This is a genomic window from Streptomyces sp. NPDC006711, assembly GCF_042869775.1.
Lineage (GTDB): Bacteria > Actinomycetota > Actinomycetes > Streptomycetales > Streptomycetaceae > Streptomyces.
Map to the genome: position 1 here is coordinate 90,101 of NZ_JBIAGO010000003.1, position 24,199 is coordinate 114,299.

Sequence of the window (24,199 nt, forward strand, 5' to 3'; positions counted from 1 at the left end):
ATGAGCCAGTCACCCCAGCGCACCGCGCTCTCCGCCGACAAGCGCCGCCTGCTCGCCCAGCTGCTCAAGGAGCATGGCCTGTCCCGCCCCGACGCCGCCGACCTGATCGCCCGCCGCCCCCAGGGGGTGCGCCTTCCGCTGTCCTTCGCACAGCAACGGCTGTGGTTCGTCGAGCAGTTCGCGGGACCGAGCCCGCTCTACAGCATCGCCTGCACCGTCCGACTGACCGGCGACCTCGACGCCGGCGCGCTCGAAGGGGCCCTGAACCGTGTCGTGGCCCGGCACGAGGCGCTGCGCACCACCTTCCACGCCGAGGACGGCAGGGCCGAGCAGATCGTGCACGACCGGGTCACGGTCACCCTCGCGCTCGTCGACCTGTCCGCTCCGGGCGAGGACACCCGCGAGGCCGCGCTGTCGGAACTGATCGCACAGGAGAGCCGCCGCCCCTTCGACCTGGGCTCCGGCCCGCTGCTGCGCGCCACCCTGGTCGGGCTGGCGGACGATGAACACCTGCTGGTGCTCACCATCCACCACATCGTGGCGGACGGCTGGTCCCTGGACATCCTGGTGCGCGAACTGGCCCACCACTACCGCGCGGGCGCCCCCGAGCTGCCCGAACTGTCCACCCAGTACGCCGACTTCGCGCTCTGGCAGCACGGGCGGGTCTGCGGTGAGGCGCTGGAGTCGCAGCTGGCCCACTGGCGTGAGCGGCTGGCCGGCGCGCCCAGCGTCGTGGACCTGCCCACCGACCGGCCGCGCACCGTCCAGCAGAGCTTCGCCGGCGCCTGCTTCCCCTGGCGGCTCGAAGGCGACCTCGCCGCCCGCCTCACCGCGCTGGCCCGCGAGCACGACGCGACCTTGTACATGGCGCTGCTCGCCGGGTTCATGGCCGTCGCGCAGCGGTGGAGCGGGCAGAACGACCTGGTGGTCGGCTCGCCCGTCGCCAACCGCAACCACCCGCAGACGGAGGGTCTGATCGGCTTCTTCGTCAACATGCTGCCGCTGCGCGCCGACCTGTCCGGCAATCCGTCCTTCACCGAACTGCTGGGCCGGGTAAGGGAGTCGGCGCTCGCGGCGTACGCCCATCAGAACGTGCCGTTCGAGCGGATCGTGGAGGAGGCGCGCCCGGACCGCGACGCGCAAGGCCGCACCCCGTTCGCCAATCTGCTGCTGGTCCTCCAGAACACCCCGGAGACCCGGATCGAGCTGCCGGGCCTGCGGATGGACGTGGCCGCGGTCGACACCGGCACCGCCAAGTTCGATCTGCACCTCCAGGTCACCGAGACCCCGGAGGGCCTGACGGGGCTCGCCGACTACAGCACCGAGCTGTACGACGAGCGCACCGTGCGCCGCTTCATCGACCAGTGGCTGCGCCTGCTCGCGGCCGCCGTCGAAGCCCCCGCCACCCGGCTCGACGCGCTCCCCCTGCTCGGCGCCGCCGAGCGGAGCGCGGAGCTCATGGCCGGCGCCGCGCGCGGATCCACCGCCCCGGCGGCGCGCAGTCTTCCGGATGCCTTCGCCGAGCAGGTGCGGCTGCGGCCCGACGCCATCGCGGTCGGCTGCGGCACCGAGCGGCTGACGTACGCCGAACTCGACCGCCGCTCCGACGCGCTGGCCCGGCGCCTTCGCGCGCTCGGTGTGGGCCCCGAGAGCCGGGTGGCGATCTGCGTCGAGCCGTCGGCGCGGCTGGTCACGGGGATCCTTGGCATTGTGAAGAGCGGCGGCGCGTATGTGCCGCTCGATCCGCGCCATCCCGCCGAGCGCCTTGCCTTCACCCTTGCCGACTGCGGCGCGGTGGCTCTGGTCGCCGACCCGGAGCACGCGGGGCTCCGCGGCGGCCTCCCCGTCCTCGCGGTGGACCAGCCGCTCTCCTCGGAGCCGTTGGAGCCGGCCCGGCTCCAACCCGGCCACCTGGCGTACGTGATCTACACCTCCGGCACCACCGGCCGCCCCAAGGGCGCGCTGCTCACCCACGCCAACGTGCTGCGGCTGTTCGAGGCGGCCGCGCCCGATGTGGCGTTCGGCCCGGACGACGTCTGGTCGCTCTTCCACTCGGCCGCGTTCGACTTCTCGGTCTGGGAGATCTGGGGCGCGCTCCTGCACGGCGGCCGCGTCGCCGTCGTGCCGCAGGAGGCCCGGCGCACTCCGGCCGCCTTCCACGCGCTGGTCCGCGCGGAGGGCGTCACGGTGCTCAGCCAGACCCCCACCGCCTTTCGCCAGTTCGCCGACGCCGACGCGGCGGCCGTCACCTCGGCGGCGCGGCCGCTCGCGCTGCGGCACGTCGTGTTCGGCGGCGAGGCCCTTGAACCGGGCGCGCTGCGCGACTGGGCCGCCCGGCACCCCGAAGGGCCCCGCCTGGTCAACATGTACGGCATCACCGAGACCACGGTGCACGTCACGGCGCACACCCTCGAAGCGGCCGGGCTCGACGCCCCCGGCAGCGTGATCGGCCGCCCCCTCGCCGACCTGGCGGTGCACCTCCTGGACGGGCGCGGCGAACCGGTGCCGGCCGGTATCCCCGGTGAGCTGTGCGTCGGCGGACCCGGCCTCGCCCGTGGCTATCTGGGCCGGCCCGGCCTGACCGCCGATCGCTTCGTGCCCTCTCCGCTCGGCGACGGCGAGCGGCTGTACCGCAGCGGCGATCTGGCCCGCAGGCTGCCCGACGGGACGCTTGAGTACCTGGGCCGCGTCGACCAGCAGGTCAAGGTGCGCGGGCACCGCGTGGAGCCGGGCGAGATCGAGGCGGAGCTCGGCGCCCACCCGGGCGTGCGGCACGCGGCGGTGCTGCCTCGCGAGACCCCGGACGGCGGCACCGGCCTGGTCGCGTATCTGGTGCCCGACGCGGACGCCGACGGCGAGGCTTCGCCCGCCGGGGGCCGGGCGGCCGACGCGGAGCAGGTCACCCAGTGGCGCACCGTCTTCGACACCGCCTACGAGCAGTACGAGCAGGCCGGTGGCGCCGACCCCACGTTCAACATCCGTGGCTGGACCAGCAGTTACACCGGTGAGCCGATCCCCGCCGAGGAGATGCGGCGCTGGGTGGAGGACACCGTCGCCCTGGTGCGCGCCACGAAGCCGATGCGGGTCCTGGAGATCGGCAGCGGCACCGGGCTGCTCCTGTTCCGGCTGGCCGGCGGGTGCGAGCAGTACACCGGACTCGACCTGTCGTCCAGCGCCATCGCTCACGTACGCCGTCATCTGCCGGCCGACTGGCAGCACGTGACGCTGCTGCGCCGGCCGGGCCACGAGCTGGACGACCTCAAGGGCGACGCGTACGACACCGTCGTCGTGAACTCGGTGGCTCAATACCTGCCCAGCGCGGGCTACTTGGTGGACGTGCTCACCAAGGCCGCCGGGCTGCTCGCACCCGGTGGGCGGATCGTTGTCGGCGACGTGCGCCACCGCGCCCTGCTGGAGGCCTTCCACGTCTCGGTGCTCGAAGCAGGCCGGCCGGCCGGGGCGGACGACGCCGAACTCGCCCGCCAGGTCCGCCAGGCCGTGCGGCAGGAGAACGAGCTGCTGCTCGACCCGTGCTTCTTCGAGTCCCTGCGCCAGGAAATCCCGCGCATCGGCCGGGTGCAGGTGCTGCCCAAACCCGGGCGCGACCGCAACGAGATGACCCGCTACCGCTACGACGTGGTGCTGCACCTGGACACCGAGACCGTCCCCGCTCCGGTGCGCACGGTGGCGTGGACCGGCGGCGAGCCGGCGGCGCTGCTCGACGGCTCCCCCGTCGTCGTCACCTCCATCCCCAACACCCGGGTGCACGCCGACGCGGTGACCGCCGCGCGGCTCTGCGGCGAGGACACGGGCATCGACGCCGCCGATGAGGCCGTCGGTCTCGATCCGCAGGACGTACGCGACATGGCGGCCCGGCTCGGGTACGCCGTCGAGCTCAGCTGGGCCACCGGGGACCCGCTCGGGCGCTTCGACGCCGCGTTCCGCCCGGCCGGCACCGACGCCGGCACCGCGCTGCCTCCGGCCGGAGACTGCGCCGGCCTGCCGTGGCCGCACTGGGCCAACGACCCCCATCGCGGCCGGATCGCCCGCACCCTGGTGCCCCGGCTCCGCGCCCATCTGCGCGAGCGGCTGCCGGAGTACATGGTCCCGGAGGCGTTCGTCACCCTGGAGACGCTGCCGCTGACCGCCAACGGCAAACTCGACCGCGCCGCGCTGCCCGCGCCGGACTGGTCCACCGGGTCCACCGCGCTGCTCGCGCCGCGCGACGACACCGAGCGGGCCCTGGCCGAGATCTGGAGCACGGTCCTCGGCGTGGCCCGGATAGGGCTCGCCGACGACTTCTTCCACCTCGGCGGCCACTCGCTGCTCGCCGTCCAGGTCACCGCGGCGGTACGCGAGTCCCTTGGCCGGGATCTGCCGGTACGGGCGCTGTTCGAGGCGCCGGTGCTCGCCGCGTACGCCGAAGCGGTGCGCGGCGCCCCGGCCGCCGAGACGCACCAGGACACGGCGGCGCCGGTGCGCGAGGCCGTGCCGGCCGACGGCGCCGGGTTCGACGACCTGTCCGCCGAAGAGCTGGCCGCGCTGATGGGCGGCGAGCTGTGATGCCCGCCGCGTCCGCGCCGCCCGGCGCGTCCCTCCCCTCCCCCGACCCCGATCCTGTGAAGGAGCGTCCCGTGGCCACCGGCCCCCGCACCGCCGAGGTGCTGCCCACCTCCGCCGCCCAGCGCCGGTTCTGGCTGATCGACCGCCTCGAGGGCCCCAGCGGGGTCTACAACACCGCCGCCGCGCTCCGGCTGCGCGGACCGCTCGCCACCGAGGGTCTGCGCGACGCCTTCCAGCTCCTGGTCGACCGGCACGAGGCCCTGCGCACCGTGTTTCCGGCCCGCGACGGCGTCCCGGTCCAGCTGGTGCTGCCGCGCCGGGCCTTCGAGCTGAAGGTCACCGACGCCGCCGGATCGAGCGAGGCGGAGGTCCAGGAGCTGGCGGGCCGTCTCGCCGAGCAGCCCTTCGACCTGGCCAAGGGACCGTTGATGCGCGCCGAGCTGATCGCGCTCGGGCCCGGTGAGCACGTGCTGCTCGTGGTGCTGCACCACATCGTGGTGGACCGGTGGTCCTTCGGCCTGCTCATGTCCGAGCTCTCGGAGTGCTACGCCGCGTCGGCCGAGCGACGCCCCGTCCGGCTGCCCGAGCTGACGGCGCGTTACGCCGATCACGTGGCGGGACGCCAGGCCGTGCTCGACGGCGGCCTCGACGAGCGGCTGCTGGCCTATTGGCGCGACCAACTCGCCGGTGCGCCCCAGGCGTTGGAGCTGCCCTGCGACCGCCCGCGCGCGGCGGTCCGCACCTTCCGCGGCGCGAGCGTGCCGGTGCGCCTGGACGCGGGCCTCTCGCAAGGGGTGCGCGACGTGGCCGCCTCGACGGGCGCGACCCCGTTCATGGTGCTCCTGGCCGCTTTCCAGGCGGTCCTCGCCCGGCACGCGGGCGTCGAGGACGTGGTGGTGGCGACCGGGCCCGCCACCCGGGCGCCGGGCACCGAGGCGCTGGTGGGCTCGCTGGTCAACACGGTGCTGCTGCGTACGTCGCTGGCCGGCGACCCGAGCTTCGCCGAGCTGGTCCAGCGGGTGCGGGGCACCGCCCTTGACGCCTTCGACCACCAGGAGCTGCCCTTCGACCGGCTCGTGGAGGAGCTGGCGCCGAGCCGTGACCTGTCGCGCAATCCGCTGGCCCAGGTCGGCTTCGTCCTCCAGAACGCGCCGGCCACCACGCCCGCCCTGTCCGGGCTCGCCGTGGAGCCGGTGGCCGTGGCGCGGGACAGCGCGCACATGGATCTGGACCTCCAACTCGCCGACGTCGAGGGGTGTTTCACCGGTTTCGCGGAGTTCGCCCGCGATCTGTTCGACGCTTCGACGGTGACCCGGATGCTCGGTCACTGGACCACCTTGCTGAGCGGGGCCGTCCGCGCGCCCGGCACCCGTCTTTCCGAACTGCCGCTGCTCACCGCCGCCGAGCTCGACCAGGAGCTGCACGGCTGGAACGACACCGACGGCGAGTTCCCCGCCGCGCTGCGGGTGGACCAGCTGTTCACCCGGCAGGCCGCCCGCACGCCCGGCGCGGCCGCGGTGATCGACGCGTCGGGCACGCTCACCTACGCGGCGCTCGACGCCTGGGCGGCCCGGATCGCCCACCGGCTGCGGCAGGCCGGGGTCGGTCCCGATGTGCCGGTCGCCCTGTGCCTGGAGCGCGGGGCCGGGCTCAGCGCGGCCATGCTGGGCACGCTGCGCGCCGGCGGCGCCTTCCTCGGCCTCGACCCGGCCTATCCGGCCGACCGCCTCGCTCACATGCTGGCCGACGCGCGCCCGGCCGTGATCCTCGCCGACGCCTCCACCGCGAACGCGCTTGTGGCGGACGCCGAGGTGGTGCTGCTCGACGACATCGCCGCCGACGCAGCGGAGTTCGGCCGCGCCGACACGGGGCCGGGCAGCACGCAGGAGTGCGCCGGCGCCGGCGAGGCCAACCTGGCCTACCTCGTCTACACCTCCGGCTCCACCGGGCGGCCCAAGGGCGTGGCGGTGAGCCACCGCGCCATCGTCAACACCTTTGCCGGGCTTGCCCGTTCACACGGTTTCGGACCCGGCGACCGGATGATCGCGCTGCACTCGCCGAGCTTCGACCCCGCCGTGCACGACTGCCTCGCCCCGCTCGTGGTGGGCGCCACCATCGTCTTCCCCGCGCAGGACGCCGCCCGTGATCCCTGGCACTGGGCCGAGCTGGTCGGGCGCCACCGGGTGACCGTGTGGTCCATGGGACCGGCCGGTACCGAGGCGATGCTGGCCGCCGCCGAAGAGCACGGCCTGCCCCTGGACAGCCTGCGCGCCGCGCTGGTCGGCGGCGACGTACTGCCGCCCGGGCTGCCGCCCCGGCTGCGCGCCGCCGCGCCCGGCTGCCGGGTGGTCAACTCCGCCGGCGTGGCCGAGGCCGCCTTCTGCAACAACGAGTACCCGGTCCCCGAGGACGCCGGGCCGGGCCCGCTGCCCTATGGCCGCCCCCTGCTCAACCAGCGCCTCCTCGTCCTCGACCGGCTGCTGCGCCCGGTTCCGGTGGGCGTGCCGGGCGAGCTGTGCGTGGCGGGCGAGGGCCTGGCCCGTGGCTACCTGGGCCGTCCGGGCCTGACGGCCGAACGTTTCGTGCCGCACCCCTACGGCCGGGCGCCGGGCGAGCGTCTTTACCGCACCGGCGACCTCGCCCGGCGCCGCCCCGACGGCGAGCTCGAACTGCTCGGCCGGGCCGACCACCAGGTCAAGATCCGGGGCTTCAGGGTCGAGCCGGGCGAGGTCACCGGCGTCCTGCTCACCCATCCGGCGGTGGCGGACGCCATCGTGGTGGCCCACGAGGCAGGTCCGGGAGAGCGCCGCCTCGCCGCGTACTGGGTGACCGCGCCGCACACTCCGGCATCCGGCGCCGAGCTGGCCGCCTGGCTCCGCGAGCGCCTGCCCGCCCACATGGTGCCCGCGCTGTGGACACAGCTCGTGGCCCTGCCGCTCTCAGCCAACGGCAAGGTGGACCGGGCCGCGCTGCCCGCGCCCGCCGCGTCGGGCACCACGAGCACGCGCGTCGCACCGCGCACCGACCGCGAGACGCGGATCGCCGCCATCTGGCAACGCCTCCTCGAACTGCCCGAAGTCGGCGTCCTGGACGACTTCTTCGCCGTCGGCGGTCACTCCCTGCTCGCCAACCGGCTCGTCAGCGCCGTGCGCGCCGAGTTCGGCGTGGAGGTGCGGCTGCGGGAGGTGTTCGCCGCGACCACGGTGGCCGCCCAGGCCGAACTCGTCGGGCGGCTGCTGAGCGGCGAGGGCGCGACGGACACCGCGCCGCTGCCGCCGATCACCCCGGCGGACCCCGCGCAGCCGCTGCCACTGTCCTTCGCCCAGCAGCGGATGTGGCTGTTCGACCGCTTCGCCCCGGGCAACCCGGCCTATCACGTACCGACGGCCGTACGGATCGGCGGCCCGCTCGACCCGGTGGCGCTCGCCGCGGCGCTGCGGGCCCTGATGGACCGGCACGAGGTGCTGCGCGCCGTCGTCGTGGCAGGTGAGGGCGCGCCCACCCAGCGCGTGCTGCCGTCCGGTGCGGCCCCGCTGACCGTACGCGAACTCGGCTCCGGCGAAAGCGTCGAGACGGTGGTCGAGGCCTTCGTGACCCGTCCCTTCGACCTCGCGGCCGAGGCGCCGCTGCGCGCCCTGCTGCTGCACACGGCTCCGGCCGAACACGTCCTGGTCCTGGTCATCCACCACATCGCGCTCGACGGCTGGTCGATGGCCGTGCTCGTCGAGGACCTGGGTGCGCTGTACGACGGCCGGGAACTGCCGGCGCTGCCGGTGCGCTACGCCGACTACGCGCGGTGGCAGGCCGACCGGGCCGACGAGGGCCGCTGGGCCCAGCAGCTCGACCACTGGCGCGCACGCCTCGCCGGACCGCTGCCCGCGCTCGACCTGCCGGCCGACCGGCCGCGTCCCGCGACCCCGAGCCTGGCCGGCGCGGTCCACGAGTTCACTCTGCCCGCCGAACTGACCGAGCGGCTGCGCTCGTTGGGATCCCAGCACGGCGCCACACTCTTCATGGTGCTGCTCGCCGGCTACCAGGCGCTGCTCGGCCGGCTGTCCGGCGCCACCGACGTGGTGGTCGGCACGCCGGTCGCCGGACGCGGACAGCGCGAACTGGACGGCGTGGTGGGCTGCTTCGTCAACACCCTGGCCCTGCGCGGCGACTTGTCCGGAGACCCGGCCTTCACCGACCTGCTGTCGCGTGTCCGCGCCGGTGCGCTCGCCGACTTCGAGTGCCAGGACGTGCCGTTCGAGCAGGTCCTGGACGCCGTCGGCGCCGAGCGCGACCCCGCGAGGCACCCGGTCTTCCAGACCATGCTGACCCTCCAGAGCGCCCGCCCGCCCCGGACCGGCTTCGACGGCCTGCGCGTGGAACCCATCGAGGCGCGCACCGGGTCCTGCCTGATGGACCTGATGTTCACCGCCGACGAGCAGGACGGATGCCTGGCGTTCTCGGTGGAGTACGCCACCGACCTCTTCGACGAGCAGAGCGTCGCCCGTCTCGCCCACCGCTTCGGCGTGCTGCTCACGGCCGCCGCCGACGCGCCGGACACCGCGCTGTCACGACTCGCGCTGCTGGACGCCGAGGAGCGCCGCACCGTCCTGACCGACTGGAACGCCACCGCGCGCCCGTTCCCGTCCGGCGGCCTGCACGACCTGGTCGCGGCGGCCGCCGCCCGCACCCCCGACGCCCCGGCCCTGGAGTACGAGGGCCGCGTCACCACCTACGCCCATCTGGAGGCCGCCGCCGAACGGTGCGCCGCCCGCCTGCGCGCCCTCGGCGTCGACGGGCAGAGCGTGGTCGCGGTGCACGCCGCCCCCACCCCGCTGCTCGTCACCGCCCTGCTCGGCGTGATGAAGGCAGGCGCCGCCTTCACCACACTCGATCCCGAACTGCCCGAACCGCGGCTGCGCCTGCTCCTGGACCTGTCCGGCGCGCACCTGGTCCTCACCGACGACGGCGTACCACGCCCCCTCTTCGACAAGATCACGGTGGTCCCGATCGAGGCACCCGACGAGCCCGCCCGGGCCGTCCGGGTGCCGCAGGCCCCGACCGAGCCGGACGCGCTGGCCTGCGTCTTCTTCACTTCCGGCACCACTGGAACCCCCAAGGGGTCGATGTTCACGCACGGGGGCCTGGTGAACTTCACCCTCGCGATGGCGCGGGAGTTCCGGCTGGCCCCCGGCGACCGCTTCCTCCAGCTGGCCTCCACCGGCTTCGACGTCCTGCTCGAAGAGCTGTTCCCCGCCCTCGCGGCCGGCGCCACCGTGGTGCTGCCCGGCTCCCGCCTCCTGACCCGAGGCGTCGACCTGACCGGATATCTGGCGGAGCACCGCATCAGCGGCCTGGAGCTGACCACCGCGTACTGGCACGACTGGGTCGGTCAACTGGAGCGTACCGGCGGCCAGTTGCCCACAACGCTGCGGTTCGTCGCGATGGGCGGCGAGCGGGTGCGCCGCGACCGGCTCGCCGCCTGGCAACGGTACGGGGTCGCGCTGGTGCATGTGTACGGGCTGACCGAGGTGACCTGCACCTCGACCACCCTGCGCGTGGAGGACGAGGCGGTGGGCGGCGACGGACTGCCGATCGGCCGCCCGCTGGCCAACACCCGGGTCTATCTCCTGGACCCGTCCGGCCGGCCCGTGCCCATCGGCGCCCCGGGCGAGCTGCACCTGGGCGGCGCGGGCCTGGCCCGTGGCTATCTCGGCCGCCCGGGCCTGACCGCCGAGCGCTTCGTGCCCGATCCGTTCGGTGAGCCCGGCGCCCGGCTCTACCGCACCGGTGACCTGGCGCGCCACCGGGCCGAGGGCACCGTGGAGTTCATCGGCCGCGCCGATCAGCAGGTGAAGATCCGGGGCCACCGGATCGAGCCAGGCGAGGTGGAGGCCCAGCTCGTCGAGCGGACCGAGGTCGGCTCAGCCGCCGTGGTGGTCCGCGAGGACGAGCCGGGCGAGAAGCGTCTGGTCGCCTATGTGGTGGCCGCCGCCGGCCGCGATCTGGACGTCTTCGAACTGCGGGCCGCGCTGCGCGAACGCCTCCCGGCCCATCTGGTGCCGTCCGCGATCGTGCCGCTGCCCGCGCTGCCGCTGAACGGGAACGGCAAGCTCGATCGCGGGGCGCTGCCACGGCCCGGCCGCGCCGAACTGGCCCACGGCGCGGCGGCCGCGCCCCGCACCCCCCTGGAGAAGGAGATCGCGGAGCTGGCCGGCGAACTGCTCGGCCTGCCGGCGGTCGGCGTCCACGACAACCTCTTCGATCTGGGCCTGCACTCGCTGCTCGCCACGCGCTTCGCCGCCCGGGTCCTCGACGCCTGCCGCGTCGAGGTGCCGCTGCGGGTCTTCTACGAGGCCCCCACCGTGGCCGAACTCGCCCTCAGGATCGTGCAGTTCCAGGCTGAGGCGAGCGATCCGGACGATCTGGAGCTCCTGCTCGCGGAGCTGGAGGCGGAGGACGGCGCCACCGACACCGCCACCTCCTGACCCCGGCCCGAACTCCCGGCGCACCCGCCGCCTTCCACCCCGACCGGCCGCAACCCGGCCCCTGGAGGAACCCCATGCCCATCGCCCCGGCCCTGCTGGAGGACTGGCTCCGCGAGCGGTACTTCACCACCACCTACGACATCAGCAGCAGCGGCGTCGAGAACTACACCGTGGACCAGGTGCTCGCCCTGGCCGGCACGAGCGCCGCCTCGCTCGGCGGCATCATGTTCCGCGACAGCCACTCCCTCGGCGCCGAGCCGCTGCGCGCCGCGCTCGCCGAGCGGCACGGCACCGACCCCGGCTCGGTGATCGCCACGCAGGGTTCGAGCGAGGCCATCTATCTGGTGATGCACGCCCTGCTCGAACCGGGCGACGAGATCGTGGTGCAGGCCCCGGCCTACCACGCCCTGGTCGAGGTGGCCGCGTCGATCGGCTGCCGGATCGTCGAGTGGGCGATGCGCACCGAGCACGGTGTGGTCACCAACGAGGACGAACTGCTCGCGCTGATCGGCCCGGGCACCGCCATGGTGGTGGTCAACTTCCCGCACAACCCGACCGGCGCCACGGTGACCGAAGCCCAGCAGGGCGCCATCATCAACACCTGTGCGCGGTACGGGACTTGGCTCGCCTGGGACAACGCCTTCAGGGACCTGGTGTACGACCGCGCGCCGCTGCCCGACCCCACGCCTCTCTACGCACGGGCGGTCTCCTTCGGCACCCTGTCCAAGGCGTACGGGCTGCCGGGGCTGCGGGTGGGGTGGGCGCTGGCCGCGCCCGACGTCCTCGCGGGGTGTGTGCGCCGCCGCGACTACACGAGCCTCGCGCTCTCCCCACTGGTGGAGGCCGTCGCCACGCATGCCGTGCGCCACGCCGACGAGCTGCTGCGCCCCCGGCTCGCGCAGGCCACCGCCAACCGGGCGGTGCTCGGCGACTGGCTGGCCCGCCACCGCGACCGGGTGGCCGCCGACCTGCCGGCCGGCGGGGTCACCGTCTTCCCCGAGCTGACGACGGTGGACGACGTGACCGTGTTCGCCGACCGGCTCGACCGCGAGCACGGCGTGCTGGTGGTGCCCGGCGCCTGTTTCGGCGCCCCCCGGCACATCCGGCTCGGCTTCGGCGGCGCGCGCGACGAACTCGTCGCGGGCCTCGACAGACTCGCCGCCCTGCTACCCGTGGCCGGCTGACCCGCGCGCCGCGCCCCACCGAACCTTTCGCACCCACCGACCCGAGGTGACCCGCCCGATGCACACCCTCACACTCGACGCCGCCGACGCCGACGCGATCGCCTCCCTGCTGGATGAGCTGGCCGACCGGTACGCCGACGTCGAGGACCAGGCCTTCCAGGACGAGCTGACCGTCCAGTCCCACCGGCTGCCGCTCGCGCTGCGCCGCTTCCTGACCGATTTTCGGCTGCACGAGCCCGCCGGGGCCTGCGTGGTCTCGGGCTACCGCGTCGATCAGGACCGCGTCGGCGCCACCCCGGCGCACTGGCGCCACCGCGACGGGCTCTCGCCCGCGCTCCGCGAGGAAATATTCCTCCTGCTGTGCGGGGCGCTGCTCGGCGAACCGGTCGCCTGGGCCACCCAGCAGGACGGATACCTGGTGCACGACGTCCTGCCGGTCAAGGGCCACCAGGACGAGCAGATCGGCACCGGCAGCAACCAGACCATCTTCTGGCACGTGGAGGACGCCTTCCACCCCTACCGGGGCGACTACGTGGGCCTGCTCTGCCTGCGCAACCCCGACCGGGTGCCCACCACTTTCGTCGGCGCCCAGGACCTGGAGATCTCCGCCGCCGACCGCCGCGTCCTCGCGGAGCCGCGCTTCTTCATGCTGCCCGACAACTCCCACCTCCAGATGCTGGACAGCGGGCCCGGCCGGCCCCTGACGGGCGGCTCGCGGCTCTTGGACGCCGCGTACGAGCGCCTGAAGCGGATGCTGGAGGACGCAGCGCCGGTGCCGGTGCTCTTCGGCTCACCGCACGACCCGTATCTGTGCCTGGATCCGTACTTCATGGATCTCGACCGGCTCGATGCGCAGGCCCGGGGCGCGCTGCGACGGCTCTCGGACGAGATCGACCGCCGTCTCGGCGGCGCCGCGCTCGCCCCCGGCGAGATCGTCTTCGTCGACAACTACCGCGCGGTGCACGGCCGCAGCTCGTTCACGGCGCGCTTCGACGGCACCGACCGCTGGCTCAAGCGGATCAATGTCGCCCGCGATCTGCGCAAGTCCCGCGACGCCCGGGCCGCCGCCGGCTCCCGCGTCCTGTTCTGACCCGGGCCCGCCGGACCCGGCCTCCGTACGCCCGGCACCGCCTTCCACCACCCGCCTTCGGGCCCGCCTGACCTTCTCCGGGGAGAGCACCGTGAGCACCACCCGCACCGCCGCCGACGCCACCGCCGACGAAACCGCCCGCCGCATCGCCGGCCTGTCGCCCGAGCAGCGGGCCAGGCTGGAGGCACGGCTGCGCGAGCGGGCGGCGCGGCGCCCGGCCGCGCCCGCCCAGGGGGTGCCGCGCCGCGCGCCGGGGACTTCGGTGCCGCTCTCCTTCACCCAGGAGCAGATCTGGCTGGCCCAGCAGCTCGCCCCGCGCTCGGCGGCGTACAACGTGCCGATGGCGGTGGCCTGTTCGGGCCCGCTGGACGGCGAGCGGCTGGCCGGCGCGTTCCGCGCGGTGATCGCCCGGCACGAAGTGCTGCGCACGACGTTCGGCGCCGGAAGCGACGGGCTCCCCGTCCAGCTGGTGCACGACGAGGCACGGTTCACGCTCCCGGTGACCGACCTCAGTGATCTGGCACCGGGCGATGCGGAGGCGCGGGTGCGCGAGCGGCTTGCCGAGGAGGCCCGCACCCCGTTCGACCTGTCGTCCGGGCCGCTGCTGCGGGCCGCGCTGCTGCGCACAGCGGAGCGGGAGCATGTGCTCGCGCTGACGGTGCATCACATCGTGGCCGACGCCTGGTCGGTCCAGGTGCTGCTCGCCGAGGTCTCGGCGGCCTACCGGGCGGCGGACGGGCCCGGGGGCGCGGCGCCCGCGCCCCTGCCGGTGCAGTACGGCGACTTCGCCGCCTGGCAGCGCGGCCGCCTGGAAGGCGCGGCCCACAAGGAGAGCCTGCGCTACTGGCAGCATCGGCTCGCCGGCCTCAGCGAGACACCGCCCCCCGCCACCGCGACAGCGCGTCCCGAGGGCGGGCCGGGCGCCGGCACCCACAGCGTCGAGCTGCCCGCCGATGTCACGGCCGGACTGCGGGCGCTGGCCGCGGAGCACCGCACCACGCTCTTCACGGTGGCGCTCGCGGCCCTCCAGGTGCTGCTGCACCGCTACGGTGGACAGCCGGACCCGGTGGTCGCCACGCCGGTGGGCGGCCGCGAACGCACCGAACTCGAAGGCCTGATCGGCTGTTTCGTCAACACGCTGCTCCTGCGCGGCGACCTGAGCGGAGAGCCGACGTTCACTCAGCTCCTGGAGCGGGTCACCGAGGCGACCCGGCGCGACTTCCAGCACCAGGAGGTGCCGTTCGAGCAGCTGGCCGCGCAGCTGCGGGCCGGCTCCCCCGACGGCCTCGCCCGCACCATGCTCGTCCTCGACCAGGCCACCCCGGCCCAGGGCTCCGGTCAAAACCCGGCGGGCGCGGAGGAGTTGGTGCTGCGTCCGCTGGAGGGGGCAGGCCCTGCCGACGCCAAGCGCGATCTGACGTTCACCGTCTCGGACACCGGCGCCACCCTGGTGCTGACGCTGGTCCACCGCACCGACCGCTACGAGGAGCGCTCCGCCGAGCGGCTGCTCGGCCACTACGCGACCCTGCTGCGGGAGGCGTGCGCGAAGCCGCACCGGCCGGTCGGCCGGCTGCCGCTGCTGAGCGCCGCCGAGCGCGAGCTCGTCCTGGACACGTGGAACGACACCGCCCTCGAGGTGCCCTCCGGCACCTTCCACGGCCGCTTCGCCGAGCAGGCCGCGCGGACCCCGGACGCCGTCGCGGTGGTCGGCGCCGACGGCACGTACCGCTACGGCGACCTCGACCGGCTCGCCAACCGGCTCGCCCACCACCTGCGCGCCCTCGGCGTGGGTGCCGAGACCCCGGTGGGGATCTGCCTGGAGCGCGGGGCGTGGACCGTGGTGGCCCTGCTCGCGGTCCTGAAGGCGGGCGGCTGCTATGTGCCGATCGACCCGGCCCAGCCACGGGAGCGGATGGCGATGATGCTCGCCGACACCGCCGCTCCCGTGGTGATCACCCGCGCCGCGTCGGCGGGTCCGCTGCCCGAGGGCGTGCGGGCGGTCGTCGTGGGCGAGGCGGACCTCGGCGCGCTGCCCGACACCCCGCCCGATGTGAGCGTCGATCCGGCGCGGGCGGCGTACGTCCTGTTCACCTCCGGGTCCACCGGGCGCCCCAAGGGCGTGGTGGTCGAGCACCGTCAGCTGCTCAACTACCGTACGGCCGTGGCCCACGCGCTCGACCTGGCGGACGGCGCCGGGTACGCGATGGTGCAGCCGTTCACCTTCGACTCGTGCCTCACGGTGCTCTCGGCGGCGCTCCTCGGCGGCGGCACACTGCACATGGTGGACGCCGACACCGCATCGGACGGGCGGCTGCTCGCGGCCTACTTCGCCGAGCACACGGTGGACTACCTCAAGATCAGCCCCTCGCACCTGGCAGCGCTGGAAGGACCCGGCGCCGCACACCGGGTGCTGCCCCGACGGGGCCTGATCCTGGGGGGCGAGGGCTCGACAAGCACCTGGGTGCGCGAGCTCCTGGGCCGCGCCGAGTGCCGGGTCCTCAACCACTACGGGCCGACCGAGACCACGGTCGGCGTGACCACGCACCGTCCCTTGGCGCACGAGCTCGCCGCCACCGCGACCGTGCCCATCGGCCGGCCCCTGGGCAACGTGCGGGCGTACGTCCTGGACGGCGCGGGCGAGCCGGTGCCGCTCGGCGTGCCCGGTGAGCTGTTCATCGGCGGCGCCCAGGTCACCCGGGGCTATCTGGGCCGCCCGGGCCTGACCGCCGAACGCTTCGTGCCCGACCCGTTCGGCGCGCCCGGCGCCCGGCTCTACCGCACCGGCGACCTGGCGCGCCGCCTGGCGGACGGGGCGATCGAGTTCCTTGGGCGCCTCGACGACCAGGTGAAGATCCGGGGCTTCCGTGTCGAACTGGGCGAGGTGGAGGCGGCGTTGGCCGCCCTGGAGTCGGTGGCTTCGGCAGCGGCCGTGGTCCGCGAGGAGCACGCGGGAGAGCGTCGGCTGGTCGGCTATGTCGTGCCCGCGCCGGGCGCCGAGCTCGAAGTGGAGTCCCTGCGCGCCGAGTTGAAGTCGTCCCTGCCCGGCTACATGGTGCCATCCGCCCTGGTGGTGCTCGACGCCCTCCCCCTCACCCCCAACGGCAAACTCGACCGTCGCGCTCTGCCTGCGCCGCCGCGCCAGGAGTCAACGAGCGGACGCGCCGCCCGCGACGAGAGGGAAACCGCCCTGTGCCGGATCTTCGCCGAAGTCCTCGCCACCGACCGCGTGCCGGGCATCGACGAGAGCTTCTTCGACCTCGGGGGCCACTCGCTGCTCGCGATGCGCCTGGCCGCTGTCATCCGTACCGAACTGGGCGCGGAGATCGGTGTCCGCGACATCTTCGAGACGCCCACCGTCGCGGCCCTGGCCGCCCGCCTGGAGCAGGCCGGGCCCGCCGCCGCGCTGTCGCCGCCGGCCCCCGCCGAACACCGGCCCGCCCGCATCCCGCTCTCCCACGCGCAGGCCCGCCTCTGGTTCCTCAACCGCATGGAGGGCGAGAGCAGTGCCTACGCGATGCCCATCGTGCTGCGGCTCACCGAGTCCGTCGACACCGCCGCCCTGCGGGCCGCTCTCGACGACGTGGTCGAGCGGCACGAAACGCTGCGCACGCTCTTCCCCGAGACGGACGGCGAACCCCGCCAGCACATCCTGCCCGCCGCCCCCGGCCTGGTGGAGCTGACCGTGGCCGGCGCGGACGAGACCTCGGCCCGGTCCCGGATCACCGAGCTGTGCGCGAGGCCCTTCGACCTCACGAACCAACTCCCATTGCGTGCCGCGCTTTTCACCCTCGCGCCCGACGAACACCTCCTGGTCCTCGTGCTGCACCACATCATCGGTGACGGCCTGTCCATGCGCCCCCTCACCCGGGACCTCACCACCGCCTACCACGCCAGGGCGGACGGCCGTGCGCCCGTGTGGAGCCCGCTGCCCGTCCAGTACGCCGACCACACCCTCTGGCAGCGTCGGCACCTCGGCGACCCCGACACCCCCGGCACCCCGCTGCACGACCAGCTCACCCACTGGACCACCCACCTCGCGGGCCTGCCCGACGAGATCCCCCTGCCCACCGACCACCCGCGACCCGCCGAGCCCAGCCACCGCGCCGCCCGGCACACCAGCCGGACCGACGCCGCCATCCACGACCGGCTCGCCACCCACGCCCGCAGCCACCAGGCCACCCTCTTCCACACCCTGCACGCCGCCCTCGCCACCCTCCTCACCCACAACGGCGCGGGCACCGACGTCCCCATCGGCACCCCCACCGCGGGCCGTGCCCACCCCGAACTCGACGACCTCATCGGCTTCTTCGTCAACACCCTCGTCCTGCGCACCGACACCAGCGGCGAGCCGACCCACACCCAGCTCCTGCACCGCACCCGCGACCTCGGCCTGACCGCCCTCAGCCACCAGGACCTGCCCTTCGAACGGCTCGTGGAAGCCCTCAACCCCCCGCGCGCATCCCACCGCCATCCCCTCTTCCAGACCGTCCTCACCCTCAACACCGCCACCGTCGAGCAGGATCAACTCGGCGCGGCCGACGTCGACTTCGAGAGCGCGGCGAAGTTCGACCTGTCCTTCACCGTCACCGAACACCACACCTCGGGCGGCGCCCCCGACGGTCTCACCGTCACCATCGAGTACGCCGCCGACCTGTTCGAGCCGGTCACCGTCCAACGGCTCGCGGACCAGTTCCAGCGCGCCCTGCGCAACGCCGCCCACCACCCCGACGTCCCCCTGCCCGCCCTGGACCTGCTCGGCGAGAGCGGCCGGGCCGAACTGGCCGCCCTCGCCACCGGCGCCGCCCATCCGCTGCCGGACGCCGCCCTGCCGGAGCTGTTCGCCGCGCAGGTCGCCCGCACCCCGCACGCCACCGCCCTCACCCACGGCGCCGACACCCTCAACTACGCTCAACTCGACGCCGCTACCGCCCACTTGGCCAGGCACCTGGTGGAGCTCGGCGCGGGCGGGGAACGCCGGATCGCCATCCTCCAGGAGCGCTCGGCGGCCCTGGTGGTGTCCACCCTGGCGGTGGTGCGGGCCGGCTGCGCGTATGTGCCGCTGAGCGAGAGCTGGCCGGCCGAGCGGATGGCGCTGGTCCTCGACGACACCGGCGCCGACCTCCTTCTGGTGGACGCCGCCACCCGTGACCTGCCATTGGTGCGGGACCGGGCCGCGACCGGGGTACGGGTGGTGGACGTGTCGGCCCCGCTGCCCGACAGCGCCGTCCAGCACCTTCCCGCCCTTCAGGCCGACCGGCTCGCCTACGTGATGTACACCTCCGGCTCCACCGGCCGCCCCAAGGGCGTGGCCGTCACCCACGCGGACGTCGCCGCGCTGGCCGGGGACCACTGGTGGCGGCGCGACGGTCATCACGAGCGGGTCCTCTTCCACTCCCCGCACGCCTTCGACGCGGCGACCTACGAGCTGTGGGTGCCGCTCCTCAACGGCGGCGAGGTCGTGGTCGCGCCGACCGGCGCGCTGGACGCCGCGCGTCTGGGACAGCTGATCGCCCAGCATCGGGTCACCGCGCTCTGGCTGACCGCCGGCCTGTTCCGGCTGATCGCCGAGGCCGCGCCCGAGAGCCTGGCCGGTGTGCGGGAGGTGATGACCGGCGGCGACGTGGTCCCGGCGGACGCGGTACGCCGCGTGCTGGCCGCCCACCCCCGGCTGCGCGTGGTCGACGGGTACGGTCCGACCGAGACCACCGTCTTCGCCACCCGGCATCCCATCGCCTCTTCGGACCGGCTCGGTGACACCGTGCCGATCGGCCGCCCCCTGGACAACACGCGGGTCCAGGTCCTGGACGCCGGACTGCGCCAGGTGCCGCCGGGCGTGCCCGGTGAGCTGTTCATCGGGGGCGCCGGGGTCGCGCGCGGATATCTGAACCGCCCCGGACTCACCGCCGAGCGGTTCCTGCCCGATCCGTTCGGCCAGCCGGGTGCCCGCATGTACCGCACCGGCGACCTCGTCCGCTGGCGGTACGACGAGCGGGGCGAGGGGCGGCTCACGTTCATGGGCCGCACCGACGACCAGATCAAACTGCGCGGCTTCCGCGTCGAACCCGCCGAGATCGAGGCGCACTTCACCAACCGTCCCGACATCGCCCAGGCCGCCGTGCTGCTGCGCGAGGACCAGCCGGGCGACCAGCGGCTCGTGGCCTATCTCGTCCCCGCCGCCGCCTCGCCCAGCACCCCCGACCCGGCCGAGCTGCGCGCCGACGCCGCGGCCCAGCTGCCCGCCCATCTGGTCCCGTCCGCCGTGGTCCTCCTGGACGCCCTGCCGCTCACCGCGCACGGAAAGCTCGACCGCCGCGCCCTGCCCGCCCCCGGCGCGTACGCCACCACGAGCGCGCCCTCCCGGGCTCCCCGCACCCCGCACGAGGAAGCCCTGTGCGCCCTCTTCGCCACGGCGCTGGCCATCGACCAGGTCGGCATCGACGACAACTTCTTCGAACGCGGCGGGCACTCGCTGCTCGCGATGCGCCTGATCGCGTCCGTACGGGCCGAGCTGCGGGCGGACGTCGAGGTACGCGACCTCTTCGAGGCACCGACCGTCGCGGCCCTGGCCGAGCGTCTGGCCGGTGCCCGGGCGGCCGTCACGCTGCCGCCGCTGGTCCGCGCCGAGCCCCGGCCCGAGCGGATCCCGCTCTCCTCGGCGGGGACCCGCCTGTGGTTCCTCAACCGCATGGACGAGACCGAGCGCGCGTCCTACAACATCCCGGTGGTGCTGCGCCTGTCCGAGGCGATCGACACCGGCGCGCTGCGGCAGGCGGTGGACGACGTGGTCGCGCGGCACGAGACGCTGCGGACCGTCTTCCCCGCCCATGACGGCGAGCCGTACCAGGAGATCAAGCCGGCCGCTCCGGGTCTGGTGCCGCTGGACGTGGTGGTGAGCGACGAGGCGGGCGCCCGCGCGCGGATCGCCGCCCTGTGCGCCCGGCCCTTCGACCTGACCACCGAACTGCCGCTGCGGGCAAGCCTGTTCACCCTCGCACCGCAGGACCACCTGCTGGTCCTTGTGCTGCATCACATCGCCGGTGACGGCCTGTCGATGCGACCGCTCAGCGCGGATCTCACCACCGCCTACCACGCCAGGTCCCAGGGCCGCGCCCCCGGCTGGGCGGCGCTGGCCGTCCAGTACGCCGACTACGCCCTGTGGCAGCGCCGCCACCTCGGCGACGCCGACACCCCGGGCACGGTGCTGCACGCCCAGCTCACGCACTGGAGCGCTGTCCTCGCCGGCCTCCCGGAAGAGATCGCCCTCCCCACCGACCATCCCCGCCCGGACCACCCCACCCACCGCGCGCGGATCCACACCGTCCGCACCGGCCCCGCCGTCCACCGCCGCCTCCTCGCGCACGCCCACACCCACCAGGCCACCCTCTTCCACTCCCTGCACGCCGCCCTTGTCACCCTCCTCACCCGCAACGGCGCGGGCACCGACGTACCCATCGGCACACCCGCCGCGGGCCGTGACCTGCCGGAACTGGACGGCCTTGTCGGCTTCTTCGTCAACACCCTCGTCCTGCGCACCGACACCAGCGGCAACCCGAGCCACACCGAGCTCCTGCGCCGCACCCGGGACGTCAGCCTGACCGCACTCGCCCACCAGGACCTCCCCTTCGAACGGCTCGTCGAGGCCGTCAACCCCAGCCGCTCCCCGCACCGCCACCCCCTGTTCCAGACGGTGCTCACCTTCAACGACACCGGCGCCACCGGACCCGAACAAGGCGCCGCCGACGTCGAGTTCGAGGGGGCGGCGAAGTTCGACCTGTCGTTCACGGTCACCGAGCACCACACCGAGGACGGCGCCCCGGACGGTCTCACCGTCACCGTCGAGTACGCGGCCGACCTGTTCGAGCCGGCCACCGTCGAGCGCCTTGCCGGCCAGTTCCAGCGGATCCTGGACGCCGCCGCCGAGCAGCCCGACACCCCCATCATGGCCACCGACCTGCTCGACGAGCGCGAGCGCCAGGTGCTGTTCCGCGAATGGAGCGGCCCCACACGCGCACTTCCCGGCCTCACCCTGCCGCAGCTGTTCGCCGCGCAGGTCGCCCGCACCCCCCACGCCACCGCCGTCACCTGCGGCGCCGACGCCCTCACCTACACCCAACTCGACGCGTCCGCCAACCGGTTGGCCCGCCACCTGGTGGCCCTGGGCGCAGGACCCGAACTCCTGGTGGCGCTCGCCGTGCCGCGCTCGGTGGAGACCCTGGTGGCCGTGCTCGCGGTCCTCAAGTCCGGCGCGGCCTACCTGCCCATCGACCTCTCCCACCCGGGCGAGCGGATCGCCCACACCCTGACCGACGCCCGTCCGCTGTGTGTGCTCACCACCACGGAGGCGGCCGCGCTGCTGCCCGCCACGGGCCATCCCCGGCTGCTCCTGGACGCCCCGGAAACGGCGACCGCGCTCGCCGGCCAGTCGGCCCACGATCTCACCGACGCCGACCGCGCCGCCCCCCTCTCCCCGCGCAACCCGGCCTACGTCATCTACACCTCCGGCTCCACCGGCCGCCCCAAGGGTGTCGTGGTCGAGCACCACTCGCTCGACGCCTACCTGGCGTGGGCGCGCGAGGCCTACGACAGCGTGGCCGGCCGGGCCCTCGTCCACTCACCGGTCTCCTTCGACCTCACCGTGACCGGTCTGTTCGCCCCGCTCACCAGCGGCGGCACCGTCCAGCTGATCGAACTCGACGACCAGGCGCCCACGGCGCGGGAGTTCGAACGGCCGACGTTCGTCAAGGCCACCCCGAGCCATCTGGCCCTGCTGACCGCACTGCCCGAGCGCTTCTCGCCCAGTGAGCAGCTGGTGCTCGGCGGCGAGTCGCTGATGGGCGAGGTCCTGGACGAGTGGCGCCGGCGGCACCCGGGCGCAGCTGTGATCAATGAGTACGGCCCGACGGAGACCACGGTGGGCTGCACCGAGTTCCGTATCGAACCCGGCGACACCGCGCCCTCCGGCGTGATCACCATCGGAAAGCCGATCTGGAACACCCGGATGTACGTACTCGACGATACGCTGCGGGCGCTGCCGATCGGCGTCGGCGGCGAGCTGTTCATCGCCGGTGACCTGGTCACCCGCGGCTACCTCGGCCGGCCCGGCCTGACCGCCGAGCGCTTCCTTCCCGACCCGTTCGGCGAGCCCGGCGCCCGGATGTACCGCACCGGCGACCTCGGCCGCTGGACCCGCGACCAGCAGGGCGAAGGACGGCTCGAATTCCTCGGCCGCACCGACGACCAGATCAAACTGCGCGGCTTCCGCGTCGAACCCGCCGAGATCGAGACGTACTTCACCAACCGTCCCGACATCGCCCAGGCCGCCGTGCTGCTGCGCGAGGACACCCCCGGCGACCAGCGGCTCGTCGCCTACCTCGTCCCCGCCCCCGGCGCCGCGCCCGACCCCGGTGAACTGCGCGCCCACGCCCGCGCGCACCTGCCCGCCCACCTCGTCCCCTCCAGCACGGTGCTGCTCGACACCCTGCCTCTCACCCCCAACGGCAAGCTCGACCGCCGCGCCCTGCCCGCGCCCGCCACCGCGCGGACGTCGGCCGCGCGAGCCCCCCGGACCCCGCACGAGCACATCCTCCGCGACCTGTTCGCGTCCGCCCTCTCCCTGGACAGCGTCGGCATCGACGACAACTTCTTCGACCTGGGCGGGCATTCGCTCCTCGCGGCCCGGCTCACCGCCAGGATCCGTACCGAGCTGAACGTACAAGTCGGTCTGCGGGCGCTGTTCGAGACACCCACGGTGGCCCTGCTCGCCGAACGGATCGCCGCGGACGGCGGCGCCGGGGACGACGCCGGACTCGGGCAGCTGCTGCCGCTGCGCACCGGCGGCTCACGTCCGCCGCTGTTCGCCGTGCACCCCGGCGGCGGGCTCGGCTGGTGCTACTCCGGGCTCGTACGCCACCTCGACCGCGACCGTCCGCTCTTCGCGCTCCAGGCCAGGGGGCTGGACGGCGCGGGTGAACTGCCGCACAGCGTGGCCGAGATGGCCGCCGACTATGTGCGGCTGATCCGCGAGGTGCAGCCGAGCGGCCCCTACCATCTGCTCGGCTGGTCCTTCGGCGGCACGGTGGCACACGAGATGGCGCGGCTGCTCCAGGAGGAAGGCGACGAGGTGGCGCTGCTCGCCCTGCTCGACTCGCACCCCACCGGCCGGTTCCGGCACGCGGGCCGGCCCAGCGACGCGGAGATCCTTTCGCTGGCGCTCGACGGGCTCGACCTCGACGGACTCGCGCTCGCGACGGCCGGGCCCGTGGACGCGGCGCACACCCTGGGGCACGGTCTTCCGACCGCGGAGGCCGTCCTTGAGCTGCTGCGGGAGCGCGGCAGCGTACTGGGCGGACTCGACCCGGACGCGCTGGGCCGGCTCGTGCGGGTGACGGCCAACAACCTGGCGCTGGCTCAGGGCGAGCGGCCGGGCCGTTACCGGGGTCCTGTGCTCTTCTTCGAGGCCCTGCCAGGGCGTGGCGCCGACGGTGTCCCGCTGGCCGAGCTGTGGAGGGAGCACGTGGAGGGCCCGGTGGAGAACCATCCCCTGGACATCCCCCACAGCCGCTTCACCACCCCCGAGGCGCTGGCCCAGATCGGCCCGGCCCTCGCCGCGCGTCTGCGCTGACCCGGCGTTCGGGGTGGTGCGGGCCGGTCGCGTGGTGCGGGCCGGTCGGGCGGCGCGGGCCGCCCGGGGTGGTGCGGGCCTGGTCGGGTGGTGCGGGCCGGCCAGACGGTGCCAGCCGGCCAGACGGTGCCGGCCGGTCAGGCGGTGCGGACCGGCTCGCTACCCAACGCGCCACCGCACCCACCTGGCCCCCGGTCGCAACCCGGACCGACGCCACCCATCCACCCCGCCGCCACGTGTCCCTGCCGTCAGCCCCTGCCGC

5 protein-coding genes are annotated in these 24,199 nt (G+C 74.4%); all 5 read left to right on the forward strand.

Going from position 1 to position 24,199, the window contains the following annotated elements:
- The 5 genes from ACFYM2_RS08175 (at position 1) to ACFYM2_RS08195 (ending at position 23,937) form a co-directional block, all read left to right on the forward strand.
- A complete protein-coding gene (locus tag ACFYM2_RS08175) occupies positions 1-4,563 on the forward strand; it encodes an amino acid adenylation domain-containing protein (protein WP_388834396.1) in 4,563 nt (1,520 codons plus the stop codon).
- A 71-nt stretch (positions 4,564-4,634) separates the two neighbouring features.
- Positions 4,635-11,042, forward strand: a complete 6,408-nt coding sequence (locus tag ACFYM2_RS08180; protein WP_388834399.1) for an amino acid adenylation domain-containing protein — start codon at positions 4,635-4,637, stop codon at positions 11,040-11,042.
- Between the two features lie 74 nt (positions 11,043-11,116).
- The gene (gene vioD, locus ACFYM2_RS08185; protein WP_388459974.1) at positions 11,117-12,226 is read left to right on the forward strand and encodes a capreomycidine synthase; all 1,110 of its coding nucleotides are present in this window, start codon (positions 11,117-11,119) and stop codon (positions 12,224-12,226) included.
- Positions 12,227-12,284: 58 nt separating this feature from the next.
- Positions 12,285-13,316, forward strand: coding sequence for a guanitoxin biosynthesis L-enduracididine beta-hydroxylase GntD (gene gntD / locus ACFYM2_RS08190; protein ID WP_358994086.1), 1,032 nt, complete (start codon positions 12,285-12,287; stop codon positions 13,314-13,316).
- A gap of 91 nt (positions 13,317-13,407) precedes the next feature.
- Positions 13,408-23,937 carry an amino acid adenylation domain-containing protein gene (locus ACFYM2_RS08195; protein WP_388834403.1) on the forward strand — a complete coding sequence of 3,510 codons (10,530 nt, stop codon included), beginning with the start codon at positions 13,408-13,410 and terminating at the stop codon, positions 23,935-23,937.
- Positions 23,938-24,199: the final 262 nt, after the last annotated feature.

Coding starts and splice junctions, on each gene's coding strand:
- ACFYM2_RS08175 (WP_388834396.1), top strand. CDS start 1: ATGAGCCAGTCACCCCAGCGCACCGCGCTCTCCGCCGACAAGCGCCGC.
- vioD (WP_388459974.1), top strand. CDS start 11,117: ATGCCCATCGCCCCGGCCCTGCTGGAGGACTGGCTCCGCGAGCGGTAC.
- gntD (WP_358994086.1), top strand. CDS start 12,285: ATGCACACCCTCACACTCGACGCCGCCGACGCCGACGCGATCGCCTCC.